The organism is Novosphingobium sp. ST904 (assembly GCF_001298105.1).
Taxonomy (GTDB): Bacteria; Pseudomonadota; Alphaproteobacteria; order Sphingomonadales; family Sphingomonadaceae; genus Novosphingobium.
Genome location: NZ_LGJH01000151.1, coordinates 99,221 through 111,600 on the forward strand (window position 1 = coordinate 99,221; position 12,380 = coordinate 111,600).

A 12,380-nucleotide genomic window follows, 5' to 3' on the forward strand; every position below is an offset into this window, starting at 1 on the left:
GGCCCGCGCCTAATCGCGGCGCGAGGCAAGATCAGAAGGCCGGCCACGGCCCCCGAAAACCAGAGGGAACGAGCAATGGCGACTGTAGAAGATACGATTCTGATCCGCGAAATGACCCCCGACGACGTCAACGGCGCCGTTGAACTTTCCTACGAACAGGAATGGCCGCATCGGCACGAGGACTGGGAAATCTACCTCGCTCTTGGCGAAGGGCTGGTAGCCGAAAGCGAAGGCCGGATCGTCGGCACGACGATGGCCTGGCGCTATGCCCCGACGTTCGCCACCCTGGGGATGGTGATCGTCGCCAACGAATTTCAGGGCCGGGGACTGGGTCGCCGGATGATGGAGGCCATGCTGGGCCGCCTTGCCGGCTGCACGGTCCTGCTCAACGCCACCGAGGCAGGTACGCCGCTCTATCGCAAGTTCGGATTCGAACCCCTGGGCCGCATTCATCAACATCAGGGCACGGCACGCATGGTGCCGCTGGCGCAGCTGCGCCCGGGCGAACGCGTGCGGCCGCTCGGCGGCGCCGATTCCGACCTTGCGCATCTTTACGACCGCGCCACCGGCATGGGCCGCGGGAAGCTGTTCGAAAGCCTTGGCCGCAGCGGTAGCGCCGTGGTGCTGGCGCAGGACCACGTTCCGGTGGGCTTCGCCAACATGCGCCGGTTCGGACGCGGCTGGTCGGTCGGCCCGATCGTCGCCCCAGACCTTGCCGGCGCGAAGGCCCTCGCCAGCCACTGGATCGGCGCTTACGCGGGCTCGTTCTGCCGGCTGGACGTGCCCGCCGACAGCGGCTTCTCCGAATGGCTCGAAGAGATCGGCCTGCCCAAGGTGGGCGAAGTCCACACCATGGTGCGCGGCACCGCGCCGGTCTTCGACGAACGATGCCGCCTGTTCGGGCTCGTTTCGCAGGCGCTCGGTTGATGGCCACGCCGGATGCCACCGGGCTCCCCCGGCTTGACGACCCCACGCTGTTTCGCGAAGCCGCGCTGATCGGCGGCGAGTGGTTGCCATGCGGATCGGCGGCGGTCGGCGTCGAGGATCCCGCCACCGGCCGCACGATCGGCTCGGTGCCGGACTGCGGCACAAGCGAAACCGAAGCCGCCATTGCCGCCGCCGGCGCCGCCTGGCCGGGCTGGCGCGCGAGGACCGCGCATGAACGCGCCCGCCTGCTCGAAAGCTGGCACGCGCTTGTCCTTGCGCGCACCGAAGACCTTGCGCGCATCATGACAGCCGAGCAGGGCAAGCCGCTGGCCGAGGCGCGCGGCGAAATCGCCTATGCCGCCAGCTTCATCAAGTGGTTCGCCGAAGAGGGACGCCGGGTGGGAGGACGCAATGTCGCCAGCCCGGAGGCCGACCGCCGCGTCCTCGTCTTCGCGGAGCCTGTCGGCGTCAGCGCCGCGATCACGCCGTGGAACTTTCCGGCGGCGATGATAACGCGCAAATGCGCGCCTGCCCTGGCTGCCGGATGCCCGGTGGTCATCAAGCCTTCCGATCTCACCCCCTTCACCGCGCTCGCCCTTGCCGACCTTGCACTGCGGGCGGGCATTCCGGCAGGCGTCATCAATGTCGTCACCGGCCGCCCCGACGCCATTGGCGACGCGATCTGTTCCAGCCCGGCGGTCCGCAAGCTGTCCTTCACCGGCTCCACCCGCGTCGGTGCCATGCTGATGCGGCAGTGCGCGGGCACGCTGAAGCGGCTGAGCTTCGAACTGGGCGGCAACGCCCCGCTGGTGGTGTTCGAGGATGCCGACCTCGACCTCGCCGTGCGGGCAACCATGGTCAGCAAGTTCCGCAATTCCGGCCAGACCTGCGTCTGCGCGAACCGCATCCTCGTCCACGATGCCGTCCACGACGCGTTCGCGCGCCGCCTGGAAGCCGCCGTATCGGCGCTGCACTGCGGACCGGGCTTCGATGGCGCCTCCACCACCGGTCCGCTCATCAATGCCGCAGCGGCCGAGAAGGTCGAAAGTCACCTCGCCGATGCGCTGGCGCGAGGCGGGCGGATCTCGGCGCGGGGATCGGGCCGGGAGGGCGGCAATTTCGTGCGGCCGGTGGTCGTGACCGGGGCGGAACCCGGCATGAAGCTGGCCTGCGAGGAAACGTTCGGCCCGATCGCCCCGCTGTTCCGTTTCGCTTCCGAGGACGAGGCGATGAACCTTGCCAACGACACGCCTTACGGACTGGCCAGCTATTTCTTCACACGCGATCTTGCCCGCGCGTTTCGCGTCGCGGAACGGCTTGAAGCCGGCATGATCGGGCTCAACACCGGCAGCATTGCCATGGAAATGGCGCCGTTCGGCGGCATCAAGCAGTCCGGGCTCGGCCGCGAAGGCGGACAGGCCGGGATCGAGGAATATCTGGAGACCAAGGCCTTCCACATCGGCGGCCTCGATTTCTGACCCTCCCGGCGGCCATCGCCGCCTTTTTTCGTTGTTCCGACACGTTTGAGAAAGGTCCAGCCCGTGAACGCCGCCCGGAAATACTCGATTGCCGTCATCCCCGGTGACGGCATCGGCAAGGAGGTCATGCCGGAAGGCGTGCGCGTGCTCGAAGCCGCGGCAAGCCGCTTCGGTTTCGAACTCGATCTCCAGTGGCACGACTTCGCGTCCTGCGATTACTATCTTCGCCACGGAGAGATGATGCCCGCGGACTGGAAGGCGCGCATCGGCCGGGTCGACGCGCTGTTCTTCGGCGCGGTAGGCTGGCCCGACACCGTTCCCGACCATGTCTCGCTCTGGGGATCGCTGCTTCAGTTCCGCCGCGAATACGACCAGTACGTCAATTTGCGTCCTGTCCGGCTCATGCCCGGCGTTCCCTGCCCGCTCGCCGGCCGCAAGCCGGGCGACATCGATTTCTGGGTCGTGCGCGAAAATACCGAGGGGGAGTACAGTTCGGTCGGCGGGCACATGTTCGCGGGCACCGACCGCGAGGTGGTGATCCAGGAAACCGTGATGACCCGCTTCGGCGTTGACCGCGTGCTGCGCTATGCCTTCGACCTCGCCAGCCGCCGTGAACGCCGGCACCTGACCAGCGCCACCAAATCCAACGGGATCGCCATCACCATGCCGTTCTGGGACGGCCGGGTGGAAGCGATCGCCCGCGAATTCGCGGATGTCACGCATGACAAGTATCACATCGACATCCTGACCGCGCAGTTCGTGCTCAATCCGCAGCGCTTCGACGTGGTCGTCGCCTCCAATCTCTTCGGGGATATCCTGAGCGATCTCGGCCCCGCCTGCACCGGAACCATCGGCGTTGCCCCTTCGGGCAATATCAATCCCGAGGGCACGCACCCCTCTCTCTTCGAGCCGGTCCACGGCTCAGCGCCCGATATCGCCGGCAAGGGGATCGCCAATCCGGTCGGCCAGATCTGGTCCGCCGCGATGATGCTCGAACATCTCGGCGAAGCCGAAGCGGCAGCAGCGGTCATGACCGCGATCGAGGCCGTACTCGTCTCGCCCCGCGGAAGGACAGGCGATCTGGGCGGCAGCGCCGATACGCTTTCCTGCGGCAAGGCGATCGCCGAATCCCTCTAGGAACGGGGTGCGGCATAATATGCCGCGCCCCCCCCCCAAATTGGCGATCCTGCTGCCGGATCGCTCCCGTTTCGGCGCAACCGGCCGAACCGACGGCATAATCTGTCTCCCATGACAGACCTTCAGACTTCCCCTATCACCCGCAGTCATAACCAGGGATTGCTGGAACTGGACCGCCGGCACCTGATCCATCCGGTCACATCGTTCCGGGGCCATGAACGCCACGGCGCCCGCATCCTGCAATCGGGTGAGGGCATGTGGCTTACCGATGTCGACGGGCGGCGGGTGCTAGACGCGTTCGCCGGTCTGTGGTGCGTCAATGTGGGCTACGGGCGGGAGAGCATCGTCGAGGTCGCCGCCGAACAGATGCGGCGGCTGCCTTATGCCACCGGCTACTTCCACTTCGGCAACGAGCCGGCGATCCGTCTGGCCCACGAACTGACCCGGCTCGCCCCGGAAGGACTTGGCCACGTCTACTTCACGCTGGGCGGTTCGGACGCGGTGGACAGCGCGATCCGCTATATCGTCCACTACTTCAATGCCATCGGCAAACCGCAGAAGAAGCATTTCATCGCCCTCGAATGGGGCTACCACGGCTCCAGTTCGAACGGTGCGGGGCTGACCGCGCTGGCCAACTTCCATCGCGGGTTCGATCTGCCCCGGCCCTGGCAGCACCACATCGCATCGCCCTATCCCTACCGCCACCCGGAGGGCCATGACGACGCGGCGGTGATCGCCTCCAGCGTGGCCGCGCTCAAGGCAAAGGTCACCGAACTCGGGGCGGACAACGTGGCGCATTCTGCTGCGAGCCGATCCAGGGTTCGGGCGGCGTCATCGTGCCGCCCAGGGGCTGGCTCAAGGCCCTGCGGCAGGCTTGCGACGAACTGGGCGTCCTGATGCTGGTGGACGAGGTCATCACCGGCTTCGGGCGCACCGGCCCGATGTTCGCCTGCGAGGCGGAAGACGTCTCGCCCGATTTCATGACCCTCGCCAAGGGCCTCACCTCGGGCTACGCGCCGATGGGCGCCGTGCTCATGGCCGATCACATCTATGAAACCATCGCCGACGCCGCGCCCGAAAGCCTGCCGATCGGGCACGGCTTCACTTACTCCGGCCATCCGGTAAGCGCCGCGATCGCGCTGGAGGTGCTGCGGCTGTACCAGGAGGGGGGACTGCTCGAGAACGGCGAACGCACGGGCATTCGTTTCGCGCAGCATCTCGAACGCATGCGCGAACATCCGCTGGTGGGCGATACGCGCGGACGCGGCCTGCTAGGCGCCATCGAACTGGTCAGCGACAAGGGCTCCAAGGCCGGGTTCGACACTGCGCTGGACATCGGCGGGCGGCTCTCCGCGCTTACCTGGGAAAAGGGCGTGATCGTGCGCTGCTTCGGAAATGCGGTGATAGGTTTCGCGCCCGCCCTGAGCTGCACGTCGAGCGAGATGGACATGATATTCGATCGCGTGGAAGGTGCTCTCGACGCGCTGCTGGAGATGCCCGACATCCGTGCCGCGACGGGTTGCTGACAAGGAAAAAGACGACATGGCGATAGGCCCCAAACTTGACCGGATCGACCTCAAGATCCTCGCCAAGCTTCAGGAAGCGGGGCGTATCACCAATGTCGAGCTTTCCGATGCTGTCGGCCTGTCTCCCAGCCCTTGCCTCACCCGGGTCAAGCGGTTGGAAACGGCCGGTTACATCACCGGTTACGGCGCGCACATCAATCTCAACAAGCTGGGCGAATTCCTCACCGTCTTCACCGAAGTGACGCTGGGCGAGCACCGGCGCGGGGACTTTTCCCGCTTTGAAACCCGGATCGCCAAGATCGACGAAATCGTCGAATGCCACCTGGTCAGCGGCGGGTACGACTACCTCCTGAAATTCGTCGCGCGCGGCGTCACGCATTACCAGTCGCTCATCGAGGAAATGCTCGAAAACGATTACGGCATCGAAAAGTACTTCAGCTACATCGTCATCAAATCGCCGTTCATCAAGCATCACTTCCCGATCCAGAACCTGTTCGGGGATTGAACCGCCGCGCCGCGCGCCCGCGAAATTGCCGTGGGCCGCGGCGAGGGATGAGGCCGGGCGGCGCGTATGATGTCCTGCAAGCCCGGAAGGCATCGTCCCCCGGGCATGGAACCGGAGCTAACCCATGCGTCTCACTGCACTTGCCGCCGCTGCCGCCGTCATGCTGGCCGCCTTTCCTTCCCTTGCGCTGGCGCATCCCAAGCTGCTGAGCGCCCCGCCCGCCGCCAATTCGGCGGTGGCGAAGCCCACCTCGATCACCCTGACCTTCTCCGAAGACCTCGTCGCGCCGCTCTCCGGCATCGACCTGGTGATGACCGGGATGCCGGGCATGGCCGATCACAAACCGATGCCGATCAAAGGGATTGCCGCCAGGGCCAAGGGCAAGACGATGACCATAGCCCTGCCCCGCCCGCTTCCCACCGGAACCTACGAACTGACCTGGCACGCGGTCGCCGCCGACCAGCACCGCATCGAAGGCAGCTACGGCTTCACGGTCCGCTGATCCCATGGAAACGGGCAGCCTCGTTGCCGCGCGCCTTGCCAGCTATGTGCTGCTGCTCGCGGCGGCAGGGCTGCCTGTTCACGCCCTGATCCAGCGCCGCGCCCGCTTCGGCGGAGGCGAACGAGCTGCGCTGATGCTGCTCGCGGCGGGCGCGCTCATCACCTCGCTGTGGTGGGCGCTTGCCAATGTCGCGGCCATGGCGGGCCTCGCGATCGGCGATCTCGATACCGCCACTTTTACCGCCGTGCTTCAGGCAACGCCGCTCGGGCTACTGCTGACCTTGCGCGCCGCCGCCCTGACCGCCTTCCTCGTGCTGCTGGCGCTGCGCCCCGCGCCGCTGCTGCTTGCACCGCTAGCCCTTGCCGCGCTTGCCAGCGCCGCATGGGCAGGTCATGCCGGCGCGGGCGAAGCGCCCTGGGGCGTGCTGCTCCGGGCCAGCGACGTGCTGCACCTGGGCGCCGCCGCGCTGTGGCTGGGCGCGCTGTTCGCTTTTCTCTCCGCGCTGATGGGCCGAGGCGGGCGAAAGGACGCCGCCGTTATCGCCGCACTGTCCGCTTTCGCGCGGACCGGCACCGTGATCGTCGCCGTGCTGTTCCTGACCGGACTGGCCAATGCATGGCTTATCGGCGGTGCAGGCGGACTGCCTTCAGGCTGGTGGCCGCGATTGATCGCGCTGAAATTCGCGCTGTTCCTCGCCATGCTCGCACTCGCCGCCGATAACCGCTGGCGGCTGGTGCCCGCGCTTGAACGCCGCACGCCGGGGCGAGCCCGGCGGCTGCGCCTTTCGCTGATGCTGGAAACGGCCTGCGGGCTCGGGATCGTGGGGGTGGTTGCCCTCGCCGGGCAACTCGACCCCCACGGCGGCTGACAGCCAGTTCCCTCAGGCGCGTGCGGCGATGACGATGATCTCGACCTTGTAGTCGGGCGAGGCCAGACGGGATTCGCCGGTGGCGCGGGCAGGAGCCGGTGCATCGGCGATCCAGTCGTCCCAAACCGCGTTCATTTTCTCGAAATCGGCGATGTCGGCCAGCCAGATGGTTGCCGAGAGCAAGTGGTTCTTGCTGCTGCCGGCCTGCTTCAGCAGAGCTTCGATCTCGGCAAGCGCGGTGCGGGTCTGGGCGGTCACGTCATCGCCGGGCTCGCCGACCTGCCCCGCGAGATAGATCGTATCGCCGTGAATGACAGCCTCGCTCATGCGCGGGCCCTGTTCGATGCGGGTAATGGTCATGCAATCAACTCCTGGCGATTCTGGATGGAAACTCGGGTTCAATAGCGGGAGATGGCGAGGTCGGCAGCCTCGATGGCGGGCGCCCGGCCGCCGATGATGTCGGCGATCACATGGGCGGAACCGCAGGCCATCGTCCAGCCGAGCGTGCCGTGGCCGGTATTAAGGAAGAGGTTGGATATGCCGGTAGGCCCGATCACCGGCGTACTGTCGGGCGTCATAGGGCGCAGGCCGCTCCAGAACGAAGCCTTGGACACATCGCCCGCGCCGGGGAACAGCGACCCCAGCGAATACTCCAGCGTGGTGCGCCGCGCTTGCGGCAGATCCCTGGAGAAGCCCGAGATTTCCGCCATTCCGCCCACGCGGATGCGATCGCCCAGCCGGGTGATCGCCACCTTGTAGCTTTCATCGAGCAGGGTCGATACCGGCGCGAGCGCGGGATCGGACACCGGCACGGTGATCGAATAGCCCTTCACCGGATAGACGGGCAGCCGAATGCCCAGAGGCGCCAGGAGTTGCGGCGAATAGCTGCCCAGCGCCACGAGATAGGCATCGGCAACCAGCTTTCCCGCCGCCGTCACGACATGGTCTATCCGTCCGCCGGATCGGGACAGGCCGGTGATCGCGGTATCGTGGACAAACCGTACGCCCGCGTCGCGCGCCATCCCTGCCAGCGCATTGGTGAACTTGAAGCAGTCCCCGGTCTCGTCGTTCGGCAACCGCAAGCCGCCCACCAGCCGGGCCTCGCTTGCCGCCAGCCCCGGTTCCGCCGCCAGGCATCCTGCCCGGTCGAGCACTTCGAAGGGAACCCCGTCCGCCTCCAGGACCGCGATATCCTTGGCGATCCCGTCCATCTGCTTCTGCTCGCGGAACAGCTGCAACGTCCCCTGGCTGCGTTCGTCGTAGCGGATGCCGGTTTCCCGGCGCAGTTCGATCAGCTGGTCGCGGCTGAATTCCGCGAGGCGGACCATGCGGCTCTTGTTCACGGCGTAGGACCGCGCGTTGCAATTGCCCAGCATCGCCGCCAGCCAGCGGAGCATCGCCATGTCCGGGCGTGGCCGCAGGACGAGCGGCGCATGTTCCATGAACAACCATCGCAGGGCCTTTGCCGGAATGCCGGGGGCGGCCCAGGGCGAGGCATAGCCCGGCGAAATCTCCCCGGCATTCGCGAAGCTGGTTTCCAGAGCGGGGCCGGGCTGCCGGTCGATGACGACCACCTCGTGCCCAGCCCGCGCCAGATACCATGCAGAGGTGACGCCGATCACGCCGCTTCCCAGTACCGCAACTTTCATCGTGCGACGCTCCGCTGTGCCAGACCGGCCGCCGGGACATAGTCTCTTGCATAGCGGCGGCTGAGCTGGGTTAGAATCTCGTAGGAAATCGTGCCGGCATCGCGGGCCAGATCGTCGATCGTCTGGTTCGGGCCGAGGATCTCGACCGGCGCGCCGGGGCGAAGGTGGCGCTCCGGCACATTGGTGACGTCCAGAGTAATGCTGTCCATCGACACCCGGCCCACCATCGGCACCCGAATGCCCGCAACGAAAGCGCTTCCGCGGTTGCCCAGCGTGCGCGGCAATCCATCGGCATAGCCGACCGGTATCGTCGCGATCCGCGTTTCCCGCAGGGCGCGATGCGTAAGGCCGTAGCCGATCCCCGTTCCCGCCGGAACCGTGCGAAGCTGGGCGATCCGCGCCTCCAGCGACACTACCGCGCGCATCGGGTTCACGCCGCCATGCGGCGCGCCGCCGTAAAGGGCGATCCCGGCACGCACGATGTCGAGGTGGTCCTGCGCAAGGAAAGCCCCGCCGCTATTGTCGAGCGCGCGGGGCAGGCCGGGAAAACCGCTCGCGATGCGCGAGAAACACGCGGCCTGCTCGCCGTTGAACGGATGGTCCGGTTCGTCGGCGCAGGCGAAGTGGCTCATCAGCATGACCGGCTTCACACCGCGCAGACGGTCCGGCTCGCCAAGGAGAAGGGCAACCTCCTGCGGCGACATTCCCATCCGCGACATGCCGGTATCGACCTGCAAGGCCCCGCGCAGCCACTGGCCTCGCGCCCGGGCGAGGCTGGACCAGCGGTCGATCTGATCGAGCGAATTGAGCACGGGGATCGCCCCGCTCGCCGCGCATTCCGCCTCCGCGCCGGGCTGAAGACCGTTGAGGACGAACAATTCCGCTTCCGGCGGCAGCAAGGGCATAAGCGCTGCCGCCTCGTCGAGCACGGCGACGAAGAACGTCCTGCACCCGGCATCGGCCAATGCATCCACCGCCCGTGCCGCGCCGATGCCATAGGCATCTGCCTTGACCACCGCCGCCACCCGCGCAGGCGCGACCTGCCGCCCGACAATGGCGTAGTTCTCCACCAATGCACCGAGATCGATCCGGAGCACGGCACCTGCCGTAGCCAATGTCGTCATGCAGCCCTCCTTTCCTCGCAGATTATCGACGGTTATACGAAATAGGCTCCCAATCTTGCGTCAACCTTGCGAAGATTGCGATAATTTCGCACGATCATTCGGCAGATTCAGAACGATGTCAGAACCACTCGATTCCATCGACCGCACCATCATCCGCCTGCTGCGGCTCAATGCCCGCCGCCCCAACTCGGAAATCGCCACGGAGGTCGGCCTCTCGGCCTCAGCCTGCCATCGCCGCATCCGGATCCTGGAAGAACGCGGCGTGATCCGGGGCTACACGGTCATCACCGGGAGCGGAGAGGAAGACGAGCGCGGGGTCGATGTCCTCGTGCAGGTCACGCTGGACCGCCAGACCGAGGAATACCTTTCGAAGTTCGAGCACGCAGTGCGCCAGTGTCCGGAAATTCGCGAATGCTTCCTGATGACGGGCGATGTCGACTACTGGCTTCGCGTCCGTACGGACAGCGTAGCCGCCTATGAGACGATCCACGGCGAAATCCTGTCCCGGATGCCGGGTGTAACCCGTATCAGCTCCAGTTTCGCCATGCGCGACGCCTTGCGCCCCAAGCGGTCCGGGCGGCGTTAGAGCCACCGTCCAGCGCCTTCGCCGACCGGTGGCGGGAAGCCGACGAACCGTGCGCGCCCCGGCGATCCGTCCGCTCAAGGCCATTGACTCGCCCTTCTCTACCATTCAAGTTGACAATACACGAAGCGAGCTATCGCCTGTCTTGAACATATCGCCTGAACACATCAGTAGAAGGGAGAACGACCATCATGCACAGCGATTTTCACGTCGTCCGCAAGGGCATGGAATGGGCCGTCAGCCTGCACGGGCTGATCCTCGAAGCTTTCGCCAACCAGCGCGATGCCCTCAACCGGGCTGTCGATGCCGCGCACCAGGCCGGGATGAACGGGCACCGGGCACAAGTGCTTCTCGTCGAAGCGCCATCCGATGCCCGCACCCATTGGGTCTTCGGCCATCATCCCTACCCGCCGACCGCCTGAGGGCGCGGGTTCCCTCCAGTTCGACAGGAGCCTGAAATGCTCAGAAAACTATTCGTCGACCATCCCGAAGCGGTAAACGAGACTTACGGCGAGCATTTCTATGTGGCCGGCCGCTTCGGCCTGCTCATGATCCTCGCCGGGCTCGGCACGATCATTCACGGGTTCATTCCAGGTTTCCATACCCGGACCGGCAGCAACATGATCAGAAAGCTGCACGGCGAGATGACCCGCCGCCAGCCTCGCCAGACCCAGCCCGTTTCCACGGCACCGTTCGCCATGCAGCTCGAATACGAGATCTGAACTAGGTCGTAGACTCATAAGCGCGGAGCCACAGCCGCACAGAGGCGAGTTGGACCATGGCGAGGAAGTTGGCGGCGAGCTTATCGTAGCGAGTGGCGACGCGGCGGAAGTGCTTCAGCTTCGAGAAGAACCGCTCGATGAGGTTGCGCTTGCGGTAGAGCCTTTTGCTGAAGCAGGGTTTCCACTTCCGATTGGATTTTGCCGGGATGTTCGGAGTGGCTCCTTGCCCCTCGATCAGCGCACGGATGCGGTCAGCGTCATAGGCTTTATCGGCCAGCACGATGGTGTGCGGCCCGAGATTGTCGAGCAGCATGTCGGCGATCTGTCCGTCATGCGCTTGTCCGGCTGTCAGGCCGAGCCGGATCGGGAGGCCTTGGGCATCGACGAGCGCGTGGATTTTGGTCGTGAGTCCGCCTCGTGATCGACCGAGACAATGATCTCGATCCCCCTTTTTGCCGTCGCGGCCTGCTGATGGGCGCGAACGGAAGTGCTGTCGATCATCTGAATGTCGCCGTCGTGAGCGGCGGTGACGGCGTCCATCATCCGGTCCCAGACACCGGCCTTCCGCCATCGCACAAAGCGATTGTAGCAAGTGGTGCGTGGCCCGTAGCGCTCGGGCAGGTCACGCCACGGCGCGCCGGACCGCAGCACCCAAAAGATGCCATTCAACACGCGCCGATCATCGACGCGGGGCACGCCTCGCGGTTTGTTGGGCAGCACGGGTTCGATCACGCGCCATTCGAAGTCAGTCAGGTCGTACCGGCTCATGCCGAGCGTGAATCAGAAACCAGCGAGGAAGTCCAACCCATGTTCGGGCTATTTCGCGTCGAACCAAATCTCGTCGAGATCGATCTCCGGGACACGTTCGTCGCTGACAGCCCCTTGGGCACCACGCCTTTCGTGAAACAGGCGAATCACTCCAACCGTAGGACTGAAAGATGTCTCTTGATCCCAGTCTGCGACGCTTTCGTTGGCGCGATCGACCCCCGTCCAAAACGCAGCGCGGTTTGCCGCGCTAAGGCCGCGAAGGTCGAAGTCCATAAAGCCTCCGGTTCGCTGCGCCACGTCAAGCAGCCACCGGGCAAGCCGAGTATCGTTGTCGGAGACTGAGCGGGCAATGCGCTCCAACGCACCACCCAAGCCCATGTTCGAGGCATAAAGATCGCTTCCGTCGTCGAGTTTGATAATGCCAGCCATGGGCACAGCATCCACGATCAAACAGCGGATCGCAATCACCCCTGCCGCTTTATGAGTTTACGGCCTAGGCGGCGTGGACAAATTCGTTTCCGGGTGACTGCTCTGAATGCTTGAGCTACCATGTTGGCATGACCGACGATCATTCCCGAAGTGTATATCGCG

At 65.5% G+C, this 12,380-nt stretch carries 16 protein-coding genes; 11 read left to right on the plus strand and 5 right to left on the minus strand.

Annotated features, from left to right (window positions below):
- Nucleotides 1-75: 75 nt before the first annotated feature.
- The 8 genes from ADT71_RS16845 (at nucleotide 76) to ADT71_RS16875 (ending at nucleotide 6,943) form a co-directional block, all read left to right on the plus strand.
- The gene (locus ADT71_RS16845) at nucleotides 76-927 is read left to right on the plus strand and encodes a GNAT family N-acetyltransferase (protein ID WP_054438654.1); all 852 of its coding nucleotides are present in this window, start codon (nucleotides 76-78) and stop codon (nucleotides 925-927) included.
- Complete coding sequence (locus ADT71_RS16850; RefSeq protein WP_054438656.1) at nucleotides 927-2,405, plus strand: NAD-dependent succinate-semialdehyde dehydrogenase; 1,479 nt, start codon at nucleotides 927-929, stop codon at nucleotides 2,403-2,405. Before ADT71_RS16845 ends, ADT71_RS16850 begins: the two co-directional genes overlap by 1 nt.
- A 63-nt stretch (nucleotides 2,406-2,468) precedes the next feature.
- Entirely contained in the window at nucleotides 2,469-3,542 is a 1,074-nt protein-coding gene (locus ADT71_RS16855; RefSeq protein WP_082370414.1) for a tartrate dehydrogenase, read from the plus strand.
- A 111-nt stretch (nucleotides 3,543-3,653) separates the two neighbouring features.
- Nucleotides 3,654-4,439, plus strand: a complete 786-nt coding sequence (locus ADT71_RS35060) for an aminotransferase class III-fold pyridoxal phosphate-dependent enzyme (protein WP_255351659.1) — start codon at nucleotides 3,654-3,656, stop codon at nucleotides 4,437-4,439.
- The gene (locus ADT71_RS35065) at nucleotides 4,379-5,068 is read left to right on the plus strand and encodes an aminotransferase class III-fold pyridoxal phosphate-dependent enzyme (protein ID WP_255351660.1); all 690 of its coding nucleotides are present in this window, start codon (nucleotides 4,379-4,381) and stop codon (nucleotides 5,066-5,068) included. Before ADT71_RS35060 ends, ADT71_RS35065 begins: the two co-directional genes overlap by 61 nt.
- Nucleotides 5,069-5,084: 16 nt before the next feature.
- The gene (locus ADT71_RS16865; RefSeq protein WP_054438688.1) at nucleotides 5,085-5,573 is read left to right on the plus strand and encodes an Lrp/AsnC family transcriptional regulator; all 489 of its coding nucleotides are present in this window, start codon (nucleotides 5,085-5,087) and stop codon (nucleotides 5,571-5,573) included.
- A 124-nt stretch (nucleotides 5,574-5,697) separates the two neighbouring features.
- Nucleotides 5,698-6,075: a copper homeostasis periplasmic binding protein CopC gene (copC, locus tag ADT71_RS16870; RefSeq protein WP_054438658.1), complete on the plus strand. Its 378-nt coding sequence runs from the start codon at nucleotides 5,698-5,700 to the stop codon at nucleotides 6,073-6,075.
- Between the two features lie 4 nt (nucleotides 6,076-6,079).
- On the plus strand, nucleotides 6,080-6,943 hold the full coding sequence (locus ADT71_RS16875) for a CopD family protein (RefSeq protein ID WP_156336641.1): 864 nt from the start codon (nucleotides 6,080-6,082) through the stop codon (nucleotides 6,941-6,943).
- Nucleotides 6,944-6,955: 12 nt separating this feature from the next.
- On the opposite strand, the gene ADT71_RS16880 is transcribed toward ADT71_RS16875, so the two are convergent.
- From ADT71_RS16880 to alr, 3 genes are read right to left on the minus strand one after another with little or no spacing between them, the layout of a single operon-like run.
- Nucleotides 6,956-7,303 carry a RidA family protein gene (locus tag ADT71_RS16880; protein WP_054438660.1) on the minus strand — a complete coding sequence of 116 codons (348 nt, stop codon included), beginning with the start codon at nucleotides 7,301-7,303 and terminating at the stop codon, nucleotides 6,956-6,958.
- A 38-nt stretch (nucleotides 7,304-7,341) separates the two neighbouring features.
- Nucleotides 7,342-8,592, minus strand: coding sequence for a D-amino acid dehydrogenase (locus tag ADT71_RS16885; RefSeq protein WP_054438661.1), 1,251 nt, complete (start codon nucleotides 8,590-8,592; stop codon nucleotides 7,342-7,344).
- Nucleotides 8,589-9,716 (minus strand): alanine racemase, encoded by a 1,128-nt coding sequence (alr, locus tag ADT71_RS16890; protein WP_054438664.1) that lies wholly within the window; start codon nucleotides 9,714-9,716, stop codon nucleotides 8,589-8,591. The genes ADT71_RS16885 and alr overlap by 4 nt, the downstream gene beginning before the upstream one ends.
- A 115-nt stretch (nucleotides 9,717-9,831) precedes the next feature.
- Here alr and ADT71_RS16895 point away from each other — a divergent pair, with 115 nt between their 5' ends.
- From ADT71_RS16895 to ADT71_RS16905, 3 genes are all read left to right on the plus strand, one after another.
- Nucleotides 9,832-10,302, plus strand: a complete 471-nt coding sequence (locus ADT71_RS16895) for an Lrp/AsnC family transcriptional regulator (RefSeq protein ID WP_054438666.1) — start codon at nucleotides 9,832-9,834, stop codon at nucleotides 10,300-10,302.
- A gap of 188 nt (nucleotides 10,303-10,490) precedes the next feature.
- On the plus strand, nucleotides 10,491-10,721 hold the full coding sequence (locus tag ADT71_RS16900; RefSeq protein ID WP_054438668.1) for a hypothetical protein: 231 nt from the start codon (nucleotides 10,491-10,493) through the stop codon (nucleotides 10,719-10,721).
- Nucleotides 10,722-10,757: 36 nt separating this feature from the next.
- On the plus strand, nucleotides 10,758-11,021 hold the full coding sequence (locus tag ADT71_RS16905) for a DUF6356 family protein (protein ID WP_054438669.1): 264 nt from the start codon (nucleotides 10,758-10,760) through the stop codon (nucleotides 11,019-11,021).
- A gap of 1 nt (nucleotide 11,022) precedes the next feature.
- Here the strand turns inward: ADT71_RS16905 and ADT71_RS30485 are convergent.
- A protein-coding gene (locus ADT71_RS30485; RefSeq protein ID WP_132470547.1) for an IS5 family transposase occupies nucleotides 11,023-11,789 on the minus strand; the annotation gives its coding sequence in 2 pieces (ribosomal slippage) (nucleotides 11,023-11,477 and nucleotides 11,477-11,789; 768 coding nt in all).
- A 48-nt stretch (nucleotides 11,790-11,837) separates the two neighbouring features.
- Nucleotides 11,838-12,218 carry a hypothetical protein gene (locus tag ADT71_RS16920; RefSeq protein WP_054438672.1) on the minus strand — a complete coding sequence of 127 codons (381 nt, stop codon included), beginning with the start codon at nucleotides 12,216-12,218 and terminating at the stop codon, nucleotides 11,838-11,840.
- Nucleotides 12,219-12,380 lie beyond the last annotated feature (162 nt).

What these genes read in the sequence shown, in the direction of transcription:
- ADT71_RS16845 (WP_054438654.1), top strand. Translation starts at nt 76, where the DNA reads ATGGCGACTGTAGAAGATACGATTCTGATCCGCGAAATGACCCCCGAC.
- ADT71_RS16850 (WP_054438656.1), top strand. Translation starts at nt 927, where the DNA reads ATGGCCACGCCGGATGCCACCGGGCTCCCCCGGCTTGACGACCCCACG.
- ADT71_RS35060 (WP_255351659.1), top strand. Translation starts at nt 3,654, where the DNA reads ATGACAGACCTTCAGACTTCCCCTATCACCCGCAGTCATAACCAGGGA.
- ADT71_RS16865 (WP_054438688.1), top strand. Translation starts at nt 5,085, where the DNA reads ATGGCGATAGGCCCCAAACTTGACCGGATCGACCTCAAGATCCTCGCC.
- copC (WP_054438658.1), top strand. Translation starts at nt 5,698, where the DNA reads ATGCGTCTCACTGCACTTGCCGCCGCTGCCGCCGTCATGCTGGCCGCC.
- ADT71_RS16875 (WP_156336641.1), top strand. Translation starts at nt 6,080, where the DNA reads ATGGAAACGGGCAGCCTCGTTGCCGCGCGCCTTGCCAGCTATGTGCTG.
- ADT71_RS16880 (WP_054438660.1), bottom strand. Translation starts at nt 7,303, where the DNA reads ATGACCATTACCCGCATCGAACAGGGCCCGCGCATGAGCGAGGCTGTC.
- ADT71_RS16885 (WP_054438661.1), bottom strand. Translation starts at nt 8,592, where the DNA reads ATGAAAGTTGCGGTACTGGGAAGCGGCGTGATCGGCGTCACCTCTGCA.
- alr (WP_054438664.1), bottom strand. Translation starts at nt 9,716, where the DNA reads ATGACGACATTGGCTACGGCAGGTGCCGTGCTCCGGATCGATCTCGGT.
- ADT71_RS16895 (WP_054438666.1), top strand. Translation starts at nt 9,832, where the DNA reads ATGTCAGAACCACTCGATTCCATCGACCGCACCATCATCCGCCTGCTG.
- ADT71_RS16900 (WP_054438668.1), top strand. Translation starts at nt 10,491, where the DNA reads ATGCACAGCGATTTTCACGTCGTCCGCAAGGGCATGGAATGGGCCGTC.
- ADT71_RS16905 (WP_054438669.1), top strand. Translation starts at nt 10,758, where the DNA reads ATGCTCAGAAAACTATTCGTCGACCATCCCGAAGCGGTAAACGAGACT.
- ADT71_RS16920 (WP_054438672.1), bottom strand. Translation starts at nt 12,218, where the DNA reads ATGGCTGGCATTATCAAACTCGACGACGGAAGCGATCTTTATGCCTCG.